This is a genomic window from Mycobacterium sp. ST-F2 (assembly GCF_001905655.1).
Classification (GTDB): domain Bacteria; phylum Actinomycetota; class Actinomycetes; order Mycobacteriales; family Mycobacteriaceae; genus Mycobacterium.
This window is the reverse complement of sequence record NZ_JMHT01000053.1, coordinates 62274-86030: the sequence shown is the minus strand read 5'-3', so window position 1 is coordinate 86030 and position 23757 is coordinate 62274. Positions and strand designations below refer to the sequence as shown.

22 protein-coding genes are annotated in these 23757 nt (G+C 67.3%); 7 read left to right on the top strand and 15 right to left on the bottom strand.

Translation table 11 applies throughout. The annotated features are described in order from the left end of the window. Positions 1-22 precede the first annotated feature (22 nt). The 5 genes from cysW to EB75_RS19055 form a co-directional block, all read right to left on the bottom strand. On the bottom strand, positions 23-835 hold the full coding sequence (gene cysW / locus EB75_RS19070; protein ID WP_073696883.1) for a sulfate ABC transporter permease subunit CysW: 813 nt from the start codon (positions 833-835) through the stop codon (positions 23-25). Then, positions 832-1710, bottom strand: a complete 879-nt coding sequence (gene cysT, locus EB75_RS19065) for a sulfate ABC transporter permease subunit CysT (protein ID WP_073696882.1) — start codon at positions 1708-1710, stop codon at positions 832-834. The genes cysW and cysT overlap by 4 nt, the downstream gene beginning before the upstream one ends. Then, positions 1707-2747, bottom strand: a complete 1041-nt coding sequence (locus tag EB75_RS19060; protein WP_061006468.1) for a sulfate ABC transporter substrate-binding protein — start codon at positions 2745-2747, stop codon at positions 1707-1709. Before EB75_RS19060 ends, cysT begins: the two co-directional genes overlap by 4 nt. 119 nt (positions 2748-2866) lie before the next feature. After that, the gene (locus EB75_RS30195; RefSeq protein WP_353651654.1) at positions 2867-2959 is read right to left on the bottom strand and encodes an Ms4533A family Cys-rich leader peptide; all 93 of its coding nucleotides are present in this window, start codon (positions 2957-2959) and stop codon (positions 2867-2869) included. Positions 2960-3080: 121 nt separating this feature from the next. Continuing rightward, positions 3081-3275, bottom strand: coding sequence for a hypothetical protein (locus EB75_RS19055; protein WP_020102126.1), 195 nt, complete (start codon positions 3273-3275; stop codon positions 3081-3083). Positions 3276-3386: 111 nt separating this feature from the next. Here EB75_RS19055 and EB75_RS19050 point away from each other — a divergent pair, with 111 nt between their 5' ends. Continuing rightward, complete coding sequence (locus EB75_RS19050) at positions 3387-5423, top strand: glycoside hydrolase family 15 protein (RefSeq protein ID WP_142239703.1); 2037 nt, start codon at positions 3387-3389, stop codon at positions 5421-5423. A 61-nt stretch (positions 5424-5484) separates the two neighbouring features. On the opposite strand, the gene EB75_RS19045 is transcribed toward EB75_RS19050, so the two are convergent. Next, the gene (locus tag EB75_RS19045) at positions 5485-6723 is read right to left on the bottom strand and encodes a thioester domain-containing protein (protein ID WP_142239702.1); all 1239 of its coding nucleotides are present in this window, start codon (positions 6721-6723) and stop codon (positions 5485-5487) included. Positions 6724-7049: 326 nt separating this feature from the next. Here EB75_RS19045 and EB75_RS19040 point away from each other — a divergent pair, with 326 nt between their 5' ends. From EB75_RS19040 to mddA, 3 genes are all read left to right on the top strand, one after another. Next, a complete protein-coding gene (locus tag EB75_RS19040) occupies positions 7050-7973 on the top strand; it encodes a family 2A encapsulin nanocompartment shell protein (protein WP_020102129.1) in 924 nt (307 codons plus the stop codon). Beyond that, positions 7960-9759: a family 2A encapsulin nanocompartment cargo protein cysteine desulfurase gene (locus EB75_RS19035; protein WP_073696881.1), complete on the top strand. Its 1800-nt coding sequence runs from the start codon at positions 7960-7962 to the stop codon at positions 9757-9759. The genes EB75_RS19040 and EB75_RS19035 overlap by 14 nt, the downstream gene beginning before the upstream one ends. A 276-nt stretch (positions 9760-10035) precedes the next feature. Continuing rightward, on the top strand, positions 10036-10800 hold the full coding sequence (gene mddA / locus EB75_RS19030) for a methanethiol S-methyltransferase (RefSeq protein ID WP_073696904.1): 765 nt from the start codon (positions 10036-10038) through the stop codon (positions 10798-10800). Positions 10801-10856: 56 nt separating this feature from the next. Here the strand turns inward: mddA and lepA are convergent, their stop codons facing one another. Next, positions 10857-12704, bottom strand: a complete 1848-nt coding sequence (gene lepA, locus EB75_RS19025) for a translation elongation factor 4 (RefSeq protein ID WP_073696880.1) — start codon at positions 12702-12704, stop codon at positions 10857-10859. Between the two features lie 94 nt (positions 12705-12798). On the opposite strand from lepA, the gene EB75_RS19020 reads away from it, so the two are divergent. Next, positions 12799-13413, top strand: a complete 615-nt coding sequence (locus tag EB75_RS19020) for a type II toxin-antitoxin system PemK/MazF family toxin (protein ID WP_073696879.1) — start codon at positions 12799-12801, stop codon at positions 13411-13413. A gap of 162 nt (positions 13414-13575) precedes the next feature. After that, positions 13576-14184 (top strand): GNAT family N-acetyltransferase, encoded by a 609-nt coding sequence (locus tag EB75_RS19015; protein WP_073696903.1) that lies wholly within the window; start codon positions 13576-13578, stop codon positions 14182-14184. Positions 14185-14296: 112 nt separating this feature from the next. On the opposite strand, the gene EB75_RS19010 is transcribed toward EB75_RS19015, so the two are convergent. The 4 genes from EB75_RS19010 to EB75_RS18995 form a co-directional block, all read right to left on the bottom strand. Continuing rightward, complete coding sequence (locus tag EB75_RS19010) at positions 14297-14728, bottom strand: CBS domain-containing protein (protein ID WP_073696878.1); 432 nt, start codon at positions 14726-14728, stop codon at positions 14297-14299. Positions 14729-14795: 67 nt separating this feature from the next. Continuing rightward, positions 14796-15635: a transglutaminase family protein gene (locus EB75_RS19005; protein ID WP_073696877.1), complete on the bottom strand. Its 840-nt coding sequence runs from the start codon at positions 15633-15635 to the stop codon at positions 14796-14798. Between the two features lies 1 nt (position 15636). Next, on the bottom strand, positions 15637-16608 hold the full coding sequence (locus tag EB75_RS19000) for an alpha-E domain-containing protein (RefSeq protein WP_073696876.1): 972 nt from the start codon (positions 16606-16608) through the stop codon (positions 15637-15639). Further along, a complete protein-coding gene (locus EB75_RS18995; protein WP_502689384.1) occupies positions 16608-18275 on the bottom strand; it encodes a circularly permuted type 2 ATP-grasp protein in 1668 nt (555 codons plus the stop codon). The genes EB75_RS19000 and EB75_RS18995 overlap by 1 nt, the downstream gene beginning before the upstream one ends. Before the next feature lie 227 nt (positions 18276-18502). Between EB75_RS18995 and rpsT the strand changes: the two genes are divergently transcribed. Further along, positions 18503-18763: a 30S ribosomal protein S20 gene (rpsT, locus tag EB75_RS18990; RefSeq protein WP_064860034.1), complete on the top strand. Its 261-nt coding sequence runs from the start codon at positions 18503-18505 to the stop codon at positions 18761-18763. A 149-nt stretch (positions 18764-18912) separates the two neighbouring features. Here the strand turns inward: rpsT and holA are convergent, their stop codons facing one another. The 4 genes from holA to EB75_RS18970 all read right to left on the bottom strand — a co-directional run bounded on the left by holA (position 18913) and on the right by EB75_RS18970 (position 23619). Further along, the gene (holA, locus tag EB75_RS18985) at positions 18913-19854 is read right to left on the bottom strand and encodes a DNA polymerase III subunit delta (protein WP_168176071.1); all 942 of its coding nucleotides are present in this window, start codon (positions 19852-19854) and stop codon (positions 18913-18915) included. Between the two features lie 64 nt (positions 19855-19918). Beyond that, positions 19919-21277: a type I glutamate--ammonia ligase gene (locus EB75_RS18980; RefSeq protein ID WP_073696873.1), complete on the bottom strand. Its 1359-nt coding sequence runs from the start codon at positions 21275-21277 to the stop codon at positions 19919-19921. 30 nt (positions 21278-21307) lie between these two features. After that, a complete protein-coding gene (locus EB75_RS18975; RefSeq protein ID WP_073696872.1) occupies positions 21308-22804 on the bottom strand; it encodes a ComEC/Rec2 family competence protein in 1497 nt (498 codons plus the stop codon). Further along, positions 22801-23619 (bottom strand): ComEA family DNA-binding protein, encoded by an 819-nt coding sequence (locus EB75_RS18970; RefSeq protein WP_073696871.1) that lies wholly within the window; start codon positions 23617-23619, stop codon positions 22801-22803. The genes EB75_RS18975 and EB75_RS18970 overlap by 4 nt, the downstream gene beginning before the upstream one ends. Between the last annotated feature and the right edge of the window lie 138 nt (positions 23620-23757).

Below are 23757 nucleotides of genomic sequence, written 5' to 3'. Positions count from 1 at the left end.
TTCGGTTCTTCCTATCGAAAAGCTATTGTGCCGCCCGGACCCGCCGGGCGTCGAGGATTACCTGCACGATCAGCACGATCACCGCGACCGCCATCAGCACTGTGGACATGGCGTAGGCGCCGTATTCGGCGCCGCGGCTGTACCGGTCGGACACCAGCAGGGTCAGGGTCTGGGATTGGCCGGGCAGGTTGGAGGACACCATGATGACGGCGCCGTATTCTCCCAGCGTGCGCGCGACGGTCAGCACGACGCCGTAGGTCAGGCCCCAGCGGATGGACGGCAGCGTGATCCGCCAGAACGTCTGCCACCACTGCGCGCCCAGGGTGGAGGCCGCTTCTTCCTGGTCGGTGCCGAGCTCGTGCAGCACCGGTTCGACTTCGCGGATCACGAAGGGAACCGTGACGAAGATGCTCGCCAGAACGATGCCGGGGAAGCCGAAGATGATCTTGAATCCCCAACTGTGCTCGACGAAGCCGAGCAGTCCGGCCGAGCCCCACAGCAGGATCAGGGCCACACCGACCACGACGGGCGACACCGCGAACGGCAGGTCGATCACAGCCTGCAGGACGCTCTTGCCGCGGAACCGGTTGCGGGCCAACACCAGTGCGGTCGGCACCCCGAACAGCACGTTGAGCGGCACCACGATGGCGACGACGAGCAGCGAGAGCTGCAGCGCGGAAATGGCTGCCGGCGTAGTGATCTGGGTGAAGAACTCCCCCAGACCGGGCTGGAAGGTGCGCCACAGGATCAGGCCGACGGGCACAATGACGAGCACCGTGATGTAGGCCAGCGCCACGTACCGGGCCAGGTAGCGAACCAGCGGCGAGAGGGTCATGGAGCCAGCTCCTGACGCTTGGCCGCCCGCGACCCGATGACCCGCAGCACGAACAGCACGACGAACGAAATCACCAGCAGCACAATCGAGATCGCGGCCGCACCGGTACGGTCGTCGTTCTCGATCAGGGTGCGGATCCACTGCGACGACACCTCGGTCTCGCCGGGCACCGCGCCGCCGATCAGCACCACCGAACCGAATTCGCCGATGGCGCGGGAGAAGGCCAGACCCGCGCCCGACAGCAGTGACGGCAGCAGCGCCGGTAGCACCACCTTGGTGAAGATGACAAAGTTGTTGGCGCCGAGCGACGCGGCCGCCTCTTCGGTCTCCTGGTCGAGTTCGAGCAGGACCGGCTGCACCGACCGCACCACGAACGGCAGCGTGACGAACAGTAGCGCGACGCCGATGCCCCACTTGGTGTGCTGCAGATGCAGGTTCACCGGGCTGGCCGGACCGTAGAGCGCGAGCATCACGAGGCTGGCCACGATCGTGGGCAGCGCGAACGGCAGGTCGATGACGGCGTCCACCAGTCGCTTACCGACGAAGTCGTCGCGCGTCAGCACCCACGCCACCAACAACCCGAAGACCAGGTTGATGAGCGCGACGGCCGCCGACACCTCGAGCGTCACCCGGAACGAGGCGAGTGCTGAATTCGATGTGACCGCGGACCAGAAGTACCCCCAGCCGCCGCGGGCGGATTGGACCAGGATCGCGGCGAGCGGCAGCAGCACGATGACGGACAGCCAGATGCTCGCCGCGCCCACGCGCAACGACGTCGTGCCCAATGCGTTCCTCACGCCGGGGCCCGGCCCGGCCGAGTCACCATTGGACTCGGGCCGGGCCGGGACGCCGTCGAACTGAACAGTGCTTGTCATCCAGTGGCCTGCTTGTAGATCTTGGTGATGCTGCCGTTTTCCTTGTCGAACAACGCCGGATCGACGGTCTTCCATCCACCCAGGTCAGCGATGGTCCACAGCTTCTCCGGCGTCGGGAAGTCCTTGGCGAACTCAGCGGTCACGGCCGGATCGACCGGGCGGAACCCGGCCTGCGCCCACAGCTTCTGGCCGTCCGCGGTGTAGAGGAAGTTCTTCAGCGCGTTGGCCTTGTCCTGGTGCGGGCCCGACGTCACGACAGCCACCGGGTTCTCGATCTTGAAGGTCTGCGGCGGGTTGATGTGCTCGACGTCCTTGCCCTGCCGCTCGACGTTGATGGCTTCGTTCTCGTAGCTGATCAGCACGTCACCGGTGCCGTGCAGGAAGAGGTCGGTGGCTTCCCGGCCCGAACCCGGACGGGTCTTGATGTGCTCGACGACCAGCTGCCGCACGAAGTCGATGCCGGCCTGGGCGTCCTTGCCGCCGTTGCTCTTCACGGCGTACGGCGCCAGCAGGTTCCACTTGGCCGAACCCGAGCTCAGCGGACTGGGCGTGACGACCTCGACGCCCGGCTTGAGCAGGTCGTCCCAGTCCTTGATGCCCTTGGGGTTGCCCTTGCGCACGACCAGCGACACCACCGAACCGAACGGGATGCCCTTCGTGGCGTCGGCGTTCCAGTCCTTGCTGACCTTGCCGGCCTTCACCAGGCGGGTGACGTCGGGCTCCACCGAGAAGTTGACGATGTCGGCGGGGGCACCGGACTCGACCTTGCGCGACTGATCACCGGAGGCACCGTACGACGTGGTCACAGCGACACCCTTGCCCTCAGGGGTGGCGGCGAATGCCGGGATGATCTTGCTCCAGCCGGGCTCCGGCACGGCGTAGGCCACCAGGGTCAGGGTGGTGTTGGCACCCGACTGTGCACCGCCACCGCCGGCGACGTCACTCGCTCCGCCACCGCAAGCGGCGAGCACCGTGGTGCTGGCCACGACGGCAGCGACCGCGGTGGCGGGCCGCCAGTTCTTGATGATCTTGTGCATTGATGGGCCTTCCTTGCTGGTTTACGGATGGACTACCCGTCACACGGCAAGGTGATCGATCAGCACGTGGGCATAGCAGAAGCCGACGCCGATCCCGGAAACCGCGGACGGAAACGGGGTCAGCGACAACAGGCGACGTCAGCAACAGCGCGGGTACCCACGGCAATGAGGGCCAGGATGTGGCCCTCGGTTGTGCCGGACGCTGCGTACATGGCCGGAAGAATATCAGAGGCCGGCTCGTAGCCACTGCTCAGCGAGTCAGCAGCCACGTGACGATGACGAGCACCACCAGCAGCACCAGGATCAGCGTCACCCGTGACTGCGGCAGTCCGTTCACAGTGCGTCCTCCTCGACGTGGCGGGCCCGGTGCAGCAGCGTGATGGAGTAGCCCAGCGCCACGTCGAGCAGCACTGCCAGGCCATATGCGAGTGCCAGCACCACGGGCATCACGATGATCGTCTGCACCACGAACGACAGACCGGACAGCCACAGTTCGACGCCGTCCCACCAATTCAGAATGCCGTTCATCGATTCTCAGCCTACGGTGTGTGCCCTTTCGAATCGCGCTGGGTCGAATCCGGCAGGCCCCGTCAGGGCTTTCGGTGGACGGCAACCGTAGATGCAGTCGATGATGTGCGAATGGTGCTGCCACAAACGGACAAGTCGGGCCAATCCAGCGACCCAGGCCACATCCTGGCGAACGGCCACGGGATTCCTCACCTCGCCGCAGCGGGCGACGATTCACTGACCGGCGGTGCGATCTCGACCGCGGTCCGCACGCCGTTTCCGCCGATCGCGGATTACGCCTTCCTGTCCGACTGCGAGAACACCTGCTTGATCTCTTCGGCGGGCTCCGTCGAGTGGATGTGCGTGCCGCGGCCGGACTCCCCCAGCGTCTTCGGGTCGATCCTCGACCGCGGCGCCGGGCACTTCCGGTTGGCGCCGTACGGCGTGACGGTGCCGTCGGCGCGGCGGTACCTGCCGGGCTCGCTGATCCTGGAGACCACGTGGCAGACGCACACCGGCTGGGCCATCGTGCGCGACGCCCTCGTGATGGGGCCGTGGCACGACATCGAAACCCGTTCCCGCACGCACCGTCGCACTCCGATGGACTGGGACGCCGAGCACATCCTGCTGCGCACCGTGCGCTGCGTGAGCGGCACCGTCGAGTTCGTCATGAGCTGTGAGCCGTCGTTCGACTATCACCGCGAGAGCGCGTCGTGGGAGTACTCGGCCGCCGCGTACGGCGAGGCCATCGCCCGCGCCAACAAGAACCCCGAGGCGCACCCGACACTGCGCCTGACCACCAACCTGCGGATCGGCCTGGAAGGCCACGAGGCGCGGGCCCGGACCCGGCTCACCGAGGGCGACAAGGTGTTCGTCGCGCTGTCGTGGTCCAAGCATCCGGCGCCGCAGACCTTCGACGAGGCCTCCGACAAGATGTGGAAGACCAGCGAGGCGTGGCGGCAGTGGATCAATGTCGGCGACTTCCCGGACCACCCGTGGCGGTCGTATCTGCAGCGCAGTGCGCTGACCCTCAAGGGGCTGACCTACTCCCCGACCGGCGCGCTGCTGGCAGCGAGCACCACATCGCTGCCGGAAACGCCTCAGGGCGAACGGAACTGGGACTACCGGTACTCGTGGATCCGGGACTCGACGTTCGCCCTGTGGGGCCTGTACACGCTCGGCCTGGACCGCGAGGCCGACGACTTCTTCTCGTTCATCGCCGACGTGTCGGGCGCCAACAACGGTGAGCGCCACCCGCTTCAGGTGATGTACGGCGTCGGCGGCGAACGCAGCCTCGTCGAAGAGGAACTGCATCACCTGTCCGGCTACGACTACTCGCGGCCCGTCCGGATCGGCAACGGTGCCTACAACCAGATGCAGCACGACATCTGGGGCACGATGCTCGACTCGGTGTACCTGCACGCCAAATCCCGCGAGCAGATTCCCGAGATGCTCTGGCCGGTGCTGAAAAACCAAGTGGAAGAAGCGATCAAGCACTGGAAGGAACCCGACCGCGGCATCTGGGAAGTGCGCGGCGAACCGCAGCACTTCACCTCCAGCAAGATCATGTGCTGGGTGGCGTTGGATCGCGGCTCGAAACTCGCTGAGCTGCAAGGGGAAAAGTCCTACGCGCAGCAGTGGCGCAAGATCGCCGACGAGATCAAGGCCGATGTCCTGGCCCACGGTGTCGACAAGCGCGGCGTGCTGACCCAGCGGTACGGCGACGACGCCCTCGATGCCTCACTGCTGCTGGCGATCCTCACCCGGTTCCTGCCGGCCGACGACCCGCGGGTGCGCGCGACGGTGATGGCCATCGCCGAGGAGCTCACCGAGGAAGGTCTGGTGCTGCGCTACCGCACCGAGGAGACCGACGACGGATTGTCCGGCGAGGAAGGCACTTTCACCATCTGCTCGTTCTGGCTGGTGTCTGCGCTCGTCGAGATCGGTGAGGTGAGCCGGGCCCGGCACCTGTGCGAGAAACTGCTGTCGTTCGCCAGCCCGCTGCACCTCTACGCCGAGGAGATCGAGCCGCGTACCGGCCGGCACCTGGGCAACTTCCCGCAGGCGTTCACCCACCTGGCATTGATCAATGCCGTCGTGCACGTCATCCGCGCCGAGGAGGAAGCCGACAGCAGCGGGGTGTTCCAGCCCGCCAACGCGCCGATGTAGTGAGCGATTTGTGCACGTTTTTCCGCGGGCCGCGCGGAAAAACGTGCACAAATCCCAGGGGTCAGAAGATCAGCTCGAAGTCGATGACGGTCGGCGTCGGCACCGCGAGGGCGACGGGCGTCAGGCCGCTGTCGTACGCCACCCCGGTGATGACCCGGCCGCCGAAACCGTTCTGTGCCGCAGGCACACTCGCGGTGACGGTCACCCGACGGGCACCGGACACCGGACGCAGATAGATGTCGCTGCCGGGGACCACGGGCGCGGTGATCGGCTCCCCCGCCGCGTCGACGATCGTGCCACCCGCGGCCGTGAGTGCCGCCGCGTCGGTGGCCTCGAACCGGAACGGGCCCACGATATCGCCGACAACCGCGCGGTCGGCGATCAGCCGCGGCACGACCGTCAGACTCCGTGCCGCTTCGGCACCGGCGACGAGGTAGTTGTACAGCGCGACCACGCGTTCGGCGTTGCGGTAGGTGCCCGACCCGTTGAGGGTGAAGCTGACGTCCTCGATGTCGACGAAGGCGTCGGTGTCGGCCACCACCTGCAGGCGGTAGTAGCGGTACCCACGGTGCTGACGGCCCGGCCGGCTGTCCGAGGCGGTGGCCCCGACGCCGATGCTCCGGCGGTGCCGACCGTATCCTGCCGCGACGTTGAGTCCCGACGCGGCGACATCGCGCCACGAGATGCCGTCGACCGACTTCTGCAGCACCAGCGAGACGGCCGCGTCGCTGGTCAATTCGACTGTGTAGCTACCCAATTGGGGTTCACCGTCGAATTCGAAGGTGACCGCCCCCGGCTCCGGGGTCACGGCGACGGGCACATTGAGCGGGCGGTTGTCCAGGCGCAGGCCATTGGTGAAGTGCCAGATCGCGGCCTGCGTCGCAGCGATGGCCTCATGCTCGGCCAGGTGTGCGTCACCGATGAGATGGCCGGCCGCCCGAGCCCGGCGGCTGAGCTCGACGGTGCCGAGCGTCGGGTACGAGTTGCGGATGATCCAATCCACCTCGGCCTCGAACGCCCGAGCTGCCTCGTTGGACACTGCCGACCAGTTCGCCGGCCGGTACTGCGACGGCCGGGTCGGCGCGATGCCCTGAAAGTCCAGCGAGTATGCGTCGATGTTCGGGTTGAGCCGGATCAGGTCGGTGCGCGCCGTCGTCCCGTCGGCGAACACGACGGTGTCGACGGTCGGCGAGTAGGTGCCGCCGCGGTACCGGGTCATCCGGGTGATCTCGGCGTCCCGGCGCACAGTACGGCGGACCGCGACGGACGTGCGGGTGAGTACGAGCTGAGGGGAGAACATTGCTGTGTTGCTTTCTGGAGGCTGTGAACAGCGCGTTTATGGGCTCCGCCAGAAGATGGGCGGGCATAACGCAGAGGGCCGGCGTCAGAAAATCAACAACAACAACACAGCACGACGAAGCAGCGCCGCATGGGCATGCGCAGCGATCCGTCGTGGGTCATGCCGCCTACCATACGGCACTCGCCGAGAAAAACCACGCCGACTTCGTCACAGCGTCATAATCGAACGGGTTTTAACCGCGGTGCGCGCTAAGGCTGTGTGGGCTGCAGTGAAGCCGTATCGTGGCCGCCGCATCCCACTCACCAACCCGTCGGAGGTAGCCCCCCATGACGTCTGCGCAGAACGAATCGCAGGCCCTCGGCGATCTCGCCGCAAGGCAGCTAGCCAATGCCACCAAGACAGTTCCGCAACTGTCGACCATCACGCCGCGATTCCTCCTGCACCTGCTGAGCTGGGTGCCCGTCGAGGCCGGTATCTACCGCGTCAACCGCGTGGTGAACCCCGAGCAGGTCGCGATTGCAGCCGAGCAGGGTTCGGGCAACGAGGATCCGCTGCCGGAGACCTACGTCGACTACGAGACGAGTCCGCGCGAGTACACGCTGCGCTCGATCTCGACGCTGCTCGACGTGCACACCCGGGTGTCGGATCTGTACTCCAGCCCGCACGACCAGGTCGCCCAGCAGCTGCGCCTGACCATCGAGACCATCAAGGAACGCCAGGAGTCCGAGCTGATCAACAACCCGGAGTACGGGTTGCTGTCGCAGGTCACCCCCGAGCAGACCATCCAGACGCTGCGCGGCACCCCGACCCCGGATGACCTCGACTCGCTGATCACCAAGGTGTGGAAGACCCCCGCGTTCTTCCTGACCAACCCGCTCGGTGTGGCGGCGTTCGGCCGGGAAGCCACCCGTCGCGGCGTGCCGCCACCAGTCGTCAGCCTGTTCGGCGCCCAGTTCATCACCTGGCGCGGCATCCCGATCATCCCGTCGGACAAGGTGCCGGTCGTGGACGGGAAGACCAAGTTCATCCTGGTCCGCACCGGCGAGGAGCGTCAGGGCGTGGTCGGCCTGTTCCAGCCGGGACTGGTCGGCGAGCAGGCCCCGGGCCTGTCGGTGCGCTTCACCGGCATCAACCGGTCGGCCATCGCGTCCTACCTGGTCACGCTGTACTCGTCGCTGGCGGTGCTCACCGACGATGCGCTGGCGGTCCTCGAGGACGTCGGAGTGGACCACTTCCATGAGTACAAGTGACCTGCCGCTGAGCGAGGACGACCTGTCGGCACTGGCCAGCCAGCTGTTTGCGACCAGCTTCCGGCCCGGTCCGGACAGCCCACCGGTGACCACCCAGGTGGCACCGCGCGGGGTGGCCCCGGATGCAACCACCACGACGTCGGCGGCCGCCACCGCGGCCGGTCTGGCGCATCCGGGCACGCCGGGCGAGTTCGTATCGGTGCCGGAGCTGTTCGCGCCGGCACCGACGTCGCCCGGGCCGGAAGGGATTCCGCCGGGGACGGCGCCAGTGGCTCCCCGCGGTAACGCGGTGAGTCCGGTGGCGCCGTTCGGTGGGCTGGAGGCGTTCGCGGTGCCGTCGGGTCTGGTCCCGACGGTGCCGGGGGTATTGGCGTCGGGTCCGCCGTCGGCTCCCGCGGCACCGCGGGGGTCCGCTCCCACGTGGCCGGGCACCGTGCCCTCGGTACCGGAACTGAACTGGTCAGGCGCTCCGGCTCCATCGGAAGATGCCGGGAGTTACTACTTCCTGCAGCCTCAGGCGGAATCCGTTGCTGCCGAACCGGTTCCGGTGGTGCCCGACGACCATGAGGTCTTCGACGTCAACGCGATCAGAGCCGATTTCCCGATCCTCAAGGAGACGGTCAACGGCAAGCCGCTGATCTGGTTCGACAACGCGGCCACGACACAGAAGCCGCAGTCGGTCATCGACCGGCTGGCGTACTTCTACGCTCACGAGAACTCGAACATCCACCGGGCGGCGCACGAGTTGGCGGCCCGGGCCACCGATGCCTACGAGGATGCCCGCGAGGCAGTACGACGGTTCATCGGCGCGTCGAAGACCGAGGAGATCATCTTCGTCCGCGGCACCACCGAGGCCATCAACCTGGTGGCCTACGCGTGGGGTGGCAAGCACCTGGGCCCGGGTGACGAGATCGTCATCACCCACCTGGAGCATCACGCCAATATCGTTCCGTGGCAGCTGATCGCGAAGCAGACGGGCGCGGTCATCAAGGTCGCCCCGGTCGACGATGCCGGCAACCTGCTGCTCGGCGAGTTCGAGGACCTGCTGGGTCCGCGGACGAAACTGGTTGCGGCCACGCAGGTTTCGAATGCCTTGGGCACGGTGACGCCCGTCAAGACGATCGTCGAGCTGGGTCACCGCTACGGGGCCAGGGTGCTGATCGACGGGGCGCAGTCCATCCCGCACATCCCGATCGATGTGGCCGAACTCGGCGCGGATTTCTTCGTGTTCTCCGGGCACAAGATCTACGGCCCGACGGGCATCGGCGTGCTGTATGGGCGCGAGGACGTCCTTGCCGAAACCCCGCCGTGGCAGGGCGGCGGCAACATGATCGCCGACGTGACACTGGAGCGTTCGGTGTTCCAGGGACCGCCCAACAAGTTCGAGGCCGGCACGGGCAACATCGCCGACGCGGTCGGCCTCGGCGAGGCGATCCGCTACGTGGAACGTGTTGGTATCGAACGGATTGCGGCCTACGAGCACGCTCTGCTGGAGTACGCCACCCCGCGGTTGGCGGCCATTCCGGGAGTGCGGCTGGTCGGCACGGCCGACGAGAAGGCCAGCGTGCTGTCCTTCGTGTTGGCCGGGCACGAACCGTTGGAGGTCGGCAAGGCGCTCAACGCCGAAGGTATCGCGGTGCGGGCCGGGCATCACTGCGCCCAGCCCATCCTGCGGCGCCTGGGACTCGAGGCGACGGTGCGTCCGTCGTTCGCGTTCTACAACACGTTCGAGGAGATCGACGTGTTCATCGATGCGGTCCGCCGCATCGCCGAGGGCTCGCCCTAACCCTCACGAGCAGTCACGAAAACCCCCAGTTTTCCGCGGAAAACTGGGGGTTTTCGCGTGTCGCCGGCCAGGAATATCAGGAATATATTGGAAGGGTGACCAGGGGCTGCGGCGCCAGGCATGACTTCGCGGACCGGCAGTGCGCCGGCCCCCACCCCGACTTCGGGCTCATTCGTTTCCGACATCCAGGCCGCACCTAGGGCCCTGCCCGATGCTGCGTGCAAGTCGACCGGTGCGGACGGCGTCACCGGACCATTCCGAGAATCGGAGGACACGATGAAGCGCTATCTGACACTGGGTTACGGCGTGCTGTGTTACGCCGTGTTCCTGGCCTCGTTCCTCTATGCCATCGGCTTCGTGGGCAACGTCGTGGTGCCCCGCACCGTCGACCACGGGATCACCGCGCCCATCGCCGAGGCGGTGATCGTCAACCTGATCCTGCTCAGCCTGTTCGCGATGCAGCACAGCGTGATGGCGCGGCCGGCGTTCAAACAGCGCTGGACGCGCGTCGTGGCATCGTCGGTCGAACGCAGCACCTACGTGCTGATGTCGAGCCTGCTGCTGGGGCTGCTGTTCTGGCAATGGCGGACCATGCCACAGGTCATCTGGCACGTCGGTGCACCCGCGGGTCGCTTCGTGCTGCTCACCCTGTTCTGGGCGGGCTGGGCGATCGTGCTGCTGTCGACGTTCATGATCAGCCACTTCGATCTGTTCGGGCTGCGCCAGGTATACCTGGCATGGCGCGGAGAACCCTACCGGGACATGCCTTTCCGGACCACGATGTTCTATCGCGTGGTGCGGCACCCGATCATGGTCGGATTCCTCATCGCCTTCTGGGCCACGCCGACGATGACGGCCGGGCACCTGATGTTCTCGCTCGCCACCACCGGTTACATCCTGATCGCCATCCAGCTCGAGGAACACGATCTCGTGGCCAACCTCGGCGACTCGTACCGGAACTACCAGGCCGAGGTACCGATGATGATCCCCGGGCTACACCACCACGGCGGCCACTCCACCGGCCCGCACCACGCGGCGTAACCCTGCGATTTGTGCACGATTTTCCGCGGCGACCGCGGAAAATCGTGCACGAATCCCTACTTCTTGGGCTTGTCTCCGGCAGCATCAGTTGACAGTGCGGCGACGAAGGCCTCCTGCGGAACCTCAACCCGGCCAATGGTTTTCATGCGCTTCTTGCCCTCCTTCTGCTTCTCGAGCAGCTTGCGCTTACGGGTGATGTCACCGCCGTAGCACTTGGAGAGCACGTCCTTGCGGATGGCCCGGATGTTCTCGCGCGCAATGATTCTCGAGCCGATGGCAGCCTGCACCGGCACCTCGAACTGCTGACGCGGGATCAGTTCCTTGAGCTTGGTCGTCATCTTGTTGCCGTAGGCCGACGCGCCGTCCTTGTGCACGATGGCGCTGAACGCGTCGACGGCTTCGCCCTGCAGCAGGATGTCGACCTTCACCAGATCGGCTTCCTGCTCGCCGGCCTCTTCGTAGTCCAGCGACGCGTAGCCGCGGGTGCGAGACTTCAGGGAGTCGAAGAAGTCGAAAATGATTTCGCCGAGCGGCATGATGTACCGCAATTCGACGCGTTCCGGGGACAGGTAATCCATGCCCTGCAGTTCACCGCGGCGGGACTGGCACAACTCCATGATGGTGCCGATGAACTCGCTGGGCGCGATGACCGTCGTCTTCACCACCGGCTCGTGGACGGCGCGAACCTTGCCCTCGGGCCAGATCGACGGGTTGGTGACGATCAGCTCGGTGTTGTCTTCCTTCTCCACCCGGTACACCACGTTGGGCGACGTCGAGATGAGGTCGAGGTTGAACTCGCGCTCCAGGCGCTCGCGGGTGATCTCCATGTGCAGCAGGCCCAGGAAGCCACAGCGGAAGCCGAAGCCGAGCGCCACGGAGGTTTCCGGCTCGTACGTCAGCGCGGCGTCGTTGAGCTGCAGCTTGTCGAGCGCCTCGCGCAGGTTGGGGTAGTCCGACCCGTCTACCGGGTACAGGCCCGAGTAGACCATCGGCTTGGGTTCGCGGTACCCGGTGAGCGCCTCGGTGGCACCCTTGCGGGCCGTCGTCACCGTGTCACCGACCTTGGACTGACGGACGTCCTTCACACCGGTGATGAGGTAACCCACCTCGCCGACGCCCAGCCCCTCCGAGGCCTTGGGCTCGGGCGAGACGATGCCGACCTCGAGCAGTTCGTGGGTGGCCCCGGTGGACATCATGGCGATCTTCTCGCGCGGGACGATCTTGCCGTCCACCACACGGACGTAGGTGACCACGCCGCGGTAGATGTCGTAGACCGAGTCGAAGATCATGGCGCGGGTCGGGGCGTCCGGGTCACCGGTCGGCGCGGGGACCAGCCGGACCACCTCGTCGAGCAGCTCGGTCACGCCTGCACCGGTCTTGCCGGACACCCGCAGCACGTCCGTCGGCTCGCAACCGATGATGTGCGCGATCTCGCCCGCATAGCGGTCCGGGTCGGCGGCCGGGAGGTCGATCTTGTTGAGCACCGGGATGATGGTCAGTCCGCGGTCCAGCGCCAGGTACAGGTTGGCCAGGGTCTGCGCCTCGATGCCCTGCGCGGCGTCGACCAGCAGCACGGCGCCCTCACAGGCCTCCAGCGCGCGTGACACCTCGTAGGTGAAGTCGACGTGGCCCGGGGTGTCGATCAGGTGCAGGACGAACTCTTCGTCGCCGACCTTCCACGGCAGGCGGACGTTCTGGGCCTTGATCGTGATGCCACGCTCACGCTCGATGTCCATGCGGTCCAGGTACTGCGCGCGCATCGACCGGTCGTCGACGACACCGGTGAGCTGCAGCATGCGGTCGGCCAGGGTGGACTTGCCGTGGTCGATATGGGCGATGATGCAGAAGTTCCGAATCTGCGCCGGCGCAGTGAACGTCTTGTCGGCGAAACTGCTGATGGGAATCTCCTGGTGACGATGGGTCTGTGCGCATCACGCGCAGCTACCAGGGTATCCAGCCAGGACCCCGGCGACTAAATCGCGGCCCGGAAACTCCCCTATGCTCGATGCCATGGCGTCGCAGTGGAGGACGTTCCAGCGTCTCGCGGAACAACTGGTGTTCAACGAGGCGCCCAAGCTCATCCGCAACTTGCAGCAGCCCGACGGGCTCTCCCGAACCATCCAGCAGGGGATCCGGTTCGGTATCGAGGTCGGCCTGACCGCGCTCGGCGCGGTGCCGCTGGAACAGCAGACGGCGATCACGGCCGGCCGGCCGGTCACCGAGAACATCGTCCCCACCGCGCACCGCGCCCGTCGCATCGTCTACGCGCCCGACCTGGACGGCCAGGCCGACCCGGGCGAGATCGTGTGGACCTGGGTCGTCTACGAGGACGACCCGACCCGCGGCAAGGACCGTCCGGTCCTGGTGGTGGGCCGCGACCGCAGCACCCTGCTGGGCCTGATGTTGTCGAGCCAGGACCGCCACCAGGGCGATCCGGACTGGGTGGGCATCGGCTCGGGCAGCTGGGACTACGAGGGACGCGCCAGCTGGGTGCGCCTCGACCGGGTGCTCGACGTCCCCGAGGAAGGCATCCGCCGTGAAGGCGCGATCCTCGAACGCGACAAGTTCGAGATCATCGCCGCCCGTCTCCGGGCCGCCTACTCCTGGAGCTAGGCCGCTCCCCGCTTCCTCTCTCCCGCGAGCGGCCGTGTCTGTACGGCGACACACCGCTGTTGGCGTGCATTTTGAGGCCGCTCACGCCCGACGAGCGTGCGCGGAGTGCACAAATCCAGATGCCCGGTGTACAACCGGGCCTCCTCACGGGAAGCAGGCGTCATGCGTGACATCCCGACTCGACCAGCCACTCGTTCTGACCTCGGTGCTCTCGCGCAGACTCTCGCACGGGCTTTCGCCGACGATCCGGTGATGTGCTGGATGATCCCGGACGCACGAGTACGACGGAGGCGACTCCCCCGCCTGTTCATGACGCTGACCCGGTACCACCACATGGACCACGGTGGCGTGGAGATCGCTGCGTCGGCAGACGGCATCGGCGCGGCGGCGCTGTGGGATCCGCCGGGCAAGTGGCAGCAGACACGGACCGCCGAGCTCCGGTCGCTGCCGGCGATGCTGATGACGTTGGGAACCGCCGCACTGCGCGGGCAGGCCGCCGCGGAGTTGATGAAGGAGCATCACCCGGAGGAGCCGCACTGGTACCTCGCGGTGATCGGCAGCGATCCGACGGTGCGCGGCGGTGGGTACGGGCAGGCCCTGATGCGGTCCCGGCTGGACCGGTGCGACGCCGAGCACGCGCCGGCCTATCTGGAGTCGAGCAATCCGGTGAACGTGCCGTATTACGAGCGGTTCGGGTTCGAGGTCACCGGTGAGATGGTGCTGCCGAACGGCGGGCCGAGCCTGATCCCCATGTGGCGGTCGGCGCGTTAAGACACGCTCTGCCCGCTCGCGGCCGGTGAACGGCCCCAAACTGCACACCAACAGCGGCGTGTCGCCGTGCAGACACGGCCGCTCGCGGGAAGTGCCCCAGCTCGCGGGAAGGTCAGCGGCTCTGGGTGATGTAGTCCTGCAGGTGCTGCTGCTCGGTTTCGAGCTCCTGCATCCGGGTCTTGACGACGTCGCCGATGCTGACGATGCCGGCCAGCCGGCCGTCATCGAGGACGGGCACGTGCCGGACCCGGTTCTGCGTCATCAGCACCACCAGGTGGTCGACGGTGTCGCGCGGCGTGCACGTCGCCAGGACCGTCGTCATGATCTCCGAAACCGGCTGGCCCAGCAGGCCTCCGCCGCGCTCGTGCAGTTTGCGCACCACGTCACGCTCGGACACGATGCCGAGCAAGCCGTCCGGCCCGACCACCACCATGGCACCGATGTTCAACGCCGCCAGGCTGGCCAGCAACTGGGACACCGTGGTTTCCGGAGAAATGGTCGCTACGGCGGCACCCTTGCTACTCAGTACGTCCGCGATCCGCATCGCCCGCCTCCGATCGTGATCCAACTCACATCCATGGTAGTCGGCGGCGGGCGATAGGACTGGGAGGTCAAGCGAGCCGGGTGATTTCCACGACGACGTCCAGATCGGTGGATCCCTCGCCCGAGTAGATGCCCTTCAGCGGCGTCACGTCCGAGTAGTCCCGTCCCACCGCAACGGTGACGTACTGCTCGTTGATCTCGACGTCGTTGGTCGGGTCGTAGTCCCACCAGCCGCCGGTCCAGGCCTGCACCCAGGCGTGGCTCTGCCCTTCGATGGTGTCGCCGACCTCCGCCCGGCGCTGCGGGTGCAGATAGCCGGACACGTACCTGGCCGGAATTCCCATGCTGCGCAACAAGATCAGTGTCAAGTGCGCGAAGTCCTGACAGACGCCCTTGCCTTCGCGCAGCGCATCGAGCCCCGACGAGTGGACGCCGGTGGTGCCCGGTACATAGTCCAGTTCGGTGTTCACCCAGTTCGCCGCGGCGATCACCGCCTCCTGCGGGTCGTAGTACTTGATGATCCGCTGGCCGACACGCTGCAGCCGCTTGCTCACCGGCGTGTACCGCGTGGGGACGAGCAGTTCGTCGAACCGGTCCCGCACACCGGCGCCCGCCAGATCGTCCCAAGTGACCAGTTCCGCAGGCATTTCGCCCTTGTCGGTCTCGACGACCGAGGACGACGTCACCTCCAGTTCGGTGTGCGGTGCGTGCAGATCGAAGGCCGTCACCGCGGTGCCCCAGTAGTCGATGTACCGGTACGACCGGGTGGCCGGTGTGGTCTCGACGCGGTTGAGGACGACGTTCTGCCGCGAGTCCGAGCGCGGCGTCAGCCTGGCCTCGTTGAACGATGCCGTCACCGCCGACTTGTAGGCATAGCCGGTGGCATGGACAACCCTGAGCCGCCACATATCAGATCTCACCTTCTTCGATGACCGACACCGGGTGCCCGGCGTCGGTCCATGCAACCCACGGCGCTGAGTGAAAGTACTCCAGCGCCAATGCTTCTCCGATGTCCCGGCAGCTGCGCTGCAGACCCGCCAGACGGTCCTCCAGGGAATCCAGCAGCAGACCCGGCTGCAGGAACTCGAGCTCACTGCGCGCCCGGCCCAGGAGCCGCTGCGCCTCGCCGGTGGCCCCTACGCGGTCATGTGACCGGTTGTGGAGTTCATCCAGATGCTGTTCGGCCTGCCGCAGTGAAAAGAACACCGACCGCGGAAACAGCCTGTCCAGCAACATGAATTCGACGACGCGGCTGGCGTCGAGCACACCCCGGTAGGTGCGCAGGTAGGTGTCATGCGCACCGGCCGACCGCAGCACCGTCACCCACGCCGGCGACGACGCACTGTCACCGACGCGGGCCAGCAGCAGACGCACCGTCATGTCGACGCGCTCGATGGCCCGGCCCAGCACCATGAAGCGGTAGCCGTCGTCGCGCGACAGTGTCGAGTCGGCCAGGCCCGCGAACATCGCCGCCCGGCCTTCCACGTAGCTCAAGAACTCGTGCGGCCCAAGCCTTTTGGCCGCCCGCTCCCGCTCGGCCAGGGCGTTGTACGTGGTGTTGAGGCACTCCCACATCTCACTGGAGGTGACTTCCCGTGCGCCGCGGGCATTTTCGCGGGCCGCCGAGATCGACTCAACGATCGAGTTCTGGCCATCGCCGCGCCCGAACGCGACCAGATCGGTCAACGACCACATGTCCAAAGGCGCTACCGGTGGGGCGATCCCCAAGACCCGCAACAAAGTTCGTGACGCCAGGTCGGGGTCGACGCTCGAATCCTCCAACAACTGGTGCACGGTGACATCGAGGATGCGGGCGGTGTCGTCGGCCCGTTCGACGTAACGGCCGATCCAGTACAACGATTCCGCGTTGCGCGCCAACATCAGTACATCACCGCCTGTTGCTGTTGTTGCTGTTGCTGTTGCTGTTGCTGTTGAGCAGATTGCGTGGATTGCTGCGCGGGCCCGTCATCGGCAATCTGACTGGCGGACGGCAGCGAGCGGACGACTTCGGCTGCCGCCAGCTCACGATCGGCGGTCGAGGCCCTCGACGCGAGCACCCAGGTGTCCTTCGATCCGCCGCCCTGGCTCGAGTTGACCACCAGCGAGCCCTCCGGCAACGCCACGCGGGTCAGACCGCCCGGCAGCACCCACACATCGTTGCCGTCGTTGACCGCGAACGGCCGCAGGTCGACGTGCCGCGGGGCCAGTTTGTCGCCGATGCGCGTCGGCACCGTCGACAGCTGCACCACCGGCTGGGCGATCCAGCCGCGCGGGTCGGCCCGGACCTTCTTCGAGATCGCGGCGATCTCTTTCTCGGACGCGTCCGGACCGAAGACGATGCCGTAGCCACCTGACCCCTCGACCGGCTTGATCACCAGCTCACGGACCCGGTCGAGCACTTCCTCGCACTCGTCTTCGAGCCAGCACCGGTAGGTGTCCACATTCGCCAGCAGCGGTTTCTCGCCCAGGTAGTACTCGATGATCGTCGGCACGTACGTGTAGACCAGCTTGTCGTCACCGACGCCGTTGCCCACCGCGCTGGAGATGACGACGTTGCCGGCACGTGCGGCGTTGAGCACGCCGGCGACGCCGAGTACTGAGTCCGGCTTGAACTGCATCGGATCCAGGAATTCGTCGTCGATGCGCCGGTAGATGACGTCCACCTGGCGCTCGCCTTCGGTGGTCCGCATGTAGACCGTGTTGTCGCGACAGAACAGGTCACGACCCTCGACGAGCTCGACGCCCATCTGCCGGGCCAGCAGCGAGTGCTCGAAGTAGGCGGAGTTGTAGACGCCCGGGGTGAGGACCACCACCGTCGGGTCGGCCTCGTTGGAGGCCGCCGCGTTGCGCAGCGCCCGCAGCAGATGCGACGAATAGTCGCCGACCGCCCGGACGCGGTGGGTCGCGAACAGGTTGGGAAAGACGCGGGCCATGGTGCGCCGGTTCTCCATCACGTACGACACCCCTGACGGCGAGCGCAGGTTGTCCTCGAGCACCCGGAAGTCGCCCTTGTCGTCGCGGACCAGGTCGATGCCCGCCACGTGGATGCGGACGCCGTTGGGCGGGACGATGCCGGCAGCCTCGCGGTGGAAGTGCTCACACGAGGTCACCAACCGGCGCGGGATCACTCCGTCACGCAGGATCTCCTGGTCGCCGTACACGTCGTCGAGGTACATCTCCAGCGCCTTCACCCGCTGCTTGATGCCCTTTTCGAGCTTCGACCACTCGGCAGCCGAGATGACCCTGGGCACCAGGTCCAGCGGGAACGGCCGCTCCTGACCGGACAGCGAGAACGTGATGCCCTGGTCGATGAAGGCGCGGCCCAGGGCGTCGGACCGAGCTGCCAGTTCCGATGCATCGGACGGCGCCAGCTCGGCGAAGACACCCTTGTACAGCCCGCGGACCGTGCCCTGAGCGTCGAACATCTCGTCGTACGCCTCGGCGTAGCTGTCGACGTCGCCATAGCCGTCGAACACCCCGTCGTAGCGATTTCCTGGGGTGGTGGGCCGTGATCGAACGGCCCCACTGCGCGATGTCCGTGGGCTCATGGCAGACATGCTGCATCAACCTGGCAGTTTCGGCAGGACAACTGCCATTCACCGATAAGCTGAGGGCCCACCGCCAGCCAGTGCGCGCACGCCGCGCTTTGGGGATTTCGCATGGACGCTGGTAACCTGAACAGTCGCTGCCCGTTGACGGGCGAAGAGCGCAGACTTAAGACCGAGCATGTTCCTCCCGAACGTGCCCAATTTGAGATTTAGAAGGAACGACACGCGTGGCCAACATCAAGTCGCAGGAAAAGCGCATCCGCACCAACGAGCGTGCACGTCTGCGCAACCAGTCGGTGAAGTCGGCGCTGCGTACGGCCATCCGCGGCTTCCGCGAGGCCGTCGAGGCGGGCGAGAAGGACAAGGCCGGCGAGCTGCTGGTCGCCACCAACCGCAAGCTGGACAAGGCCGCCACCAAGGGTGTCATCCACAAGAACCAGGCCGCCAACAAGAAGTCGGCGCTGACCCTGGCCTTCAACAAGCTCTGATCTGAGCCTGTAGATTTCGCGACACCGCGGCCCGTTGACCGGGCCGCGGTTTTGTTGTGTCTGGGAGATGCTCAGTTGAGCGTGCATCCACGCCGATCCTCACTCGGACGTCGTCTGCGTGGGCGCACACTCGATCGGGCGCCGCAGTGTCAGTTGTCGGCGAGCTCGGCGACGCGACGCACGGCCGATTCCAGCGCATAGTCGGCATTGGCCGCCGCGCCCTTGACGTCGGCGTTCAACGACGCCACCACGCGCAGCGCCTCGGCCACGGTGTCCCGGGTCCAGCGCCGCGCCTGCTTCTGCGCCTTCTGGACCCGCCACGGCGGCATACCCAACTCCCCCGCGAGCCGGTACGGGTCACCCGACTGCCCACCGACGCGCGCGATGGAATGCACGGCCTCGGCCAGCGCATCGGCCAGGACGACGTGCGGCACGCCACCGGCCATGGCCCAGCGCAGCGCCTCGGCAACGCCGCTGACGTCACCCGAGACGGCCTTGTCAGCGATGTCGAAGCCGTTCACCTCGGCCTTGCCGGAGTGGTAGCGCCGCACGGCCGCCACGTCGATCTGCCCGCCGGTGTCGGCCACCAGTTGTGAGCAGGCCGCGGCCAGTTCGCGGATGTCCGAACCGACGGAGTCGAGCACGGCGTTGATGGCGTCGTCGCCGACCTTCACCTTCAACGACCGGAACTCCTTGCGGACGAAGTCGGCGCGCTCGGCGGCCTTCGCGATCTTCGCGCACGGATGCACCTCGGCGCCAAGCTTTTTCAGCTGATCCGCCAGGGCCTTCGCCCGGCCTCCGCCGGAGTGCACGACGACCAGCATGGTGCCGCCGGGCAGGTCGGCAGCGGCGTCGGCGATGAGGGCGACGGCGTCCTTGCCCGCTTCGGCGGCGGCCTCGAGGACCACCACGCGTTCCTCGGCGAACAGCGACGGGCTCAGCAGTTCGGCGAGCTCACTGGTGGAGACATCTCCGGCGCGCAGCCGGTCAACCGGGACATTGTCATTGCCGGCCTGCTTGCGCGCATTCCGCAAAACGTCCGCGACGGCACGCTCGACCAGCAGTTCCTCGTCGCCCAGCACCAGATGCAACGCCTCGGTCGATCCACTCACCCGTTGATCGTTTCATGGCGCGCCGACAGGCACTCGCACGCACTCACACACTCCAAGCCAAACGGAACTTCTCGGCCAGTTCGGCGTCGGACAGATCGCCGTAGTTCTGCTGCTCGTAGCCGCGCACCCCCAGGACGGCGTCGGTGGCCGCGTCACCGAGGATGTCGCGAACCACAGCGCTGGTTCGTAGGGCGTCGAGGACTTCGGCCTGCTTGGTCGGCAGCGTCACCACCCCGGCGTGCTCGCGTTGCGCTGCGGTCAGAGACCCTGGGTCGACGGTGACCTCGGGCGGCAGCGGCAGTCGCCGGGTGATGCCGTCGAGGGCCAGCCCGAGGATGGTCGCCGACGCGAGGTACGGACTGGCCGACGGGTCGACGATCTTCACCTCGACGTTGGCGCCGTACGGATTACCGGAGGCGGCACTGACGAAGCGGACGGCGGCCTCCCGGTTCTCGGTACCCCAACAGACGTTCGCGCCGGACCAGCTCCCCGGCTGGATGCGCAGTCCTGACACGATCGAGCCGCACAGGACGCCCTGCGCGCCCGGCAGGCCGGACAGTAGCCCTGCGACGGCCGACTCGCCTGTAGCGGTCATGCCGCGCGCTCCGCACCCGCCGGAGAACACCGGCGCGCCATCGTGAGTCAGCGAGAAATGTTGATGCGCACCAGAACCCACACTGCCGGCGAAGGGCACCGGAGACAGGCTGACGCGCAGCCCGTACCGGCGCGCCATCCGGCCGATGAGGATGCGTGCGAACACCAATTGGTCGGCCGCGGCCACCGGGTCGAGCGGCTCCAGCGAGAACTCGAATTGGTTGGCCCCGTATTCGGGATGGAACTGTTCGATGGCCACACCCGCGGCGTCGGCGGCGTCCATCACACCCCTGACGAATCCTTCGAATTCGAGCACACCGGCCAGGCCGTACTGCGCCCACAGAGCAGCCGGGAGCTGCGCACCGTCGGGCCCGACGAGCACGAACTCGACCTCATGCCCGACGGCCGCCGTCAACCCGGCCGCGGCCAGCCGCTGCGTAACCCGTTGCAGCACACCGCGACCGCAGTACAGGTCCGGGTTGCCGTCCTGCGTGAAGAACGCGCCGGGCGCCCAGGCCAGTCCGTCATCGAGGATGCGTAGACCCGCCAGGTCGACGTGTACCCGCCGATCCCCGGTCACCCCGGTCTGCTCGCTGAACACGATGCCCGTCTGGTCGATGGCGAACACGTGCCACGTCGGACTGGTGCCCAGGCCGTGCTCGGCGAACACTGCCACCCGGTTCAGCGGAACCACCTTGACCTGCGTCAGGCCCGCGGCATTGACCACCGTGCCGATCAGGGTGCCGACGCCGCGTGCTTCGAGTGCCGCCACCGTCGCCGCCACGGACCCGGTTGAATCATCATTCACGTCAATAAGTCTGCACCGCGGCGCCGGGGTTTACGGGCGTATCGCAGGTCCGCCGTCGGCGGCCAGCGGATTACCGCCTCGTCGGCGCCGCCAGGCCACCAGCAACAGCACCACCCCCACCGTCGTCCCTGCGAGCAGCAGCGCGCCACCCCACCCCGACGGGACGCTCACCGCGGCGCCGGGCACCGCGGCACTCCAGCGCGCGACATGCAGGAGCCACCACAGCTCCGGCCCGGTGAACCGGATCAGCAGCTGCGCCGCGGCGGGCCAGCACCACGCCATTGCCGCCGCCGCGGTCCCGAGAATCGTGATGGGCGGGATCACCGGCGCCACAAGCAGATTGGCCACCACCGCGATCAGGCTCAGGCTTCCGGATATCGCCGCCACCAACGGCGCCGTCACCAGCTGGGCGGCGACGGCCACGCACAAGGCGTCAGCGATGAGCTTCGGCCAGCCCCGGCCCACCAATCGGCGCGACCACCCCGGCGCGATCACCACAAGTCCCGCCGTCGCCACCACCGACAGCGCGAAGCCGGCATCTACGGCGAGCGCGGGAGACATCACCATCAACACCAACACACTGGCCGACAACGCGGGGATGGCCTGCCGACGCCGGTGCACCAGCAGGCCCATCAGCATCACCGAACCCATTGCGGCGGCGCGCAATACGCTCGGCGACGGCTGCACGATGACGACGAACGCGAACAGCGTCACCGCCGCCAACCCCACCGCGATCCGCGGGCCGACCAATGCCGCGCTGAGCAGTACCGCGCCGCACACGATGGTCACGTTGGCCCCCGATACCGCGGTCAGGTGCGTCAACCCGGCTCGTCGGAATGCGGCAGTGGTGTCCGACTCGATGGCCGACACATCGCCCAGGACCAGCCCCGGCAGCATCGCGGCCTGATCGGGCGGCAGCGCCAATCGCGCCGCGTCGCCGAACTCAGCCCGCACGTGCGCCGCCGCGCGCTGCCCCGTCGAGGCGGTCCCGAACCGCGGCGTGCCCACCGCGGCCAGCACGGCCACCGACAGGTCGCGCCGCTTCGGTGGGGTGACCCTGGCCCGGAACGCCATCGGGCGGCCCACGCTGACTTCCGAATAGCCCACAGCCGGCGCGAAAACCATGACCCGCCCGGATGATTCGGCGTCCTGCAGCCGCTGCAACGACGCCGAGAACATCAGCCGGCCACCCTGGATCGTCTTGGGCGACTCGGTGGGTGTGACGGTCACCGCCACCGTCGTGCCGAACCGGGACGCGAGCGGATGCGTCTCGACCACATGCACTCGCACCGTCGCGACGATCGCGAACGCCGCCCCCACCGCCGCCACGGCGAGCACCGCGGGCCAGCGCACACCACCCACCCGCAAGCCGATCCCCACGACGGCCGCCACCGCCACCACGACCGCCGCCAGCGCAGCCCAGGCGCCCCACCACACCCCGGCCGCTGTCACCGTCCAGCACGTCAGAGCGGCCGGCACCAGCCGCAGGTCGATGCCCCGGACGTCCGGCGCGGGAGTCGCCGTCACACCCTGACCAAGTCACGCAGTTTCTCCAACCGGCTCGGCCCGATGCCGTCGACCTCACCGAGCTGATCGACGTTCGCGAACCGACCGTTGGCCTGACGCCACGCCACGATCGCTTTCGCCATGACGGGACCAATGCCGGGCAGACCGTCGAGCTCCTCCTCGGTAGCGGTGTTCAGATCGACCGGTGCTTTTGCCCCGGAACCCTTTCCATCGCCGGACGGCCCCTTCTCCGGCGAAGCGGACGCCGCGCCGGCCGAACTGCGCATACCCGCCGAGGCCCCCACGGGAGCGGTGATGCCGACCAGAATCTGCTCGCCGTCGGCCACCTTGCGAGCCATGTTGAGCCCGACGAGGTCGGCACCGGCCAGCGCTCCCCCGGCGGCCGTGACCGCGTCCGCGATGCGGGCGCCGGCGGGGAGCGTCACCAAACCGGGCTTATGGACCAGGCCTGCCACGCTGACCACGACGTCCTCGGCCGTGGCCGGCGCCGTGGACGGCGCCGGCGTGCTGGACGAAACCATCTGTACCGGAGGCAGTTTCGCCGCCGTCACGGGTGGCTTGTCATCACCGAGCACGGCGATCACGGTCACCAGGACCGCGACCACGCCCACCACCGCAAGCGCGATCACCCCGGCTCGCCCGGGGTCGGCCCGCACCGACGCGAGCCACCCCGGACTACCCGACACCGAGTCGGGCAACCACCGCGACAGCGAGGTGTCGTCGTTCGGATCGGATTCGTCGTCGGCGTCCGTCGCGTCTCCGGGCTGTGCGGTCAGGCGCCGCTGAGCCCGGTCGACGGGTGTCTGAGTGACCATGCCCGCGACGTTAGGCACCGGCACCGACGGCGCCGCCCCGAAAATGCGCGCGTACGGGACCCCCTGTGGATCAATTGCGTTCTGTGGATAACCGTCCGGACACCGGGACCCCCGAGGGCGGGTAGACACCTGCGGCAT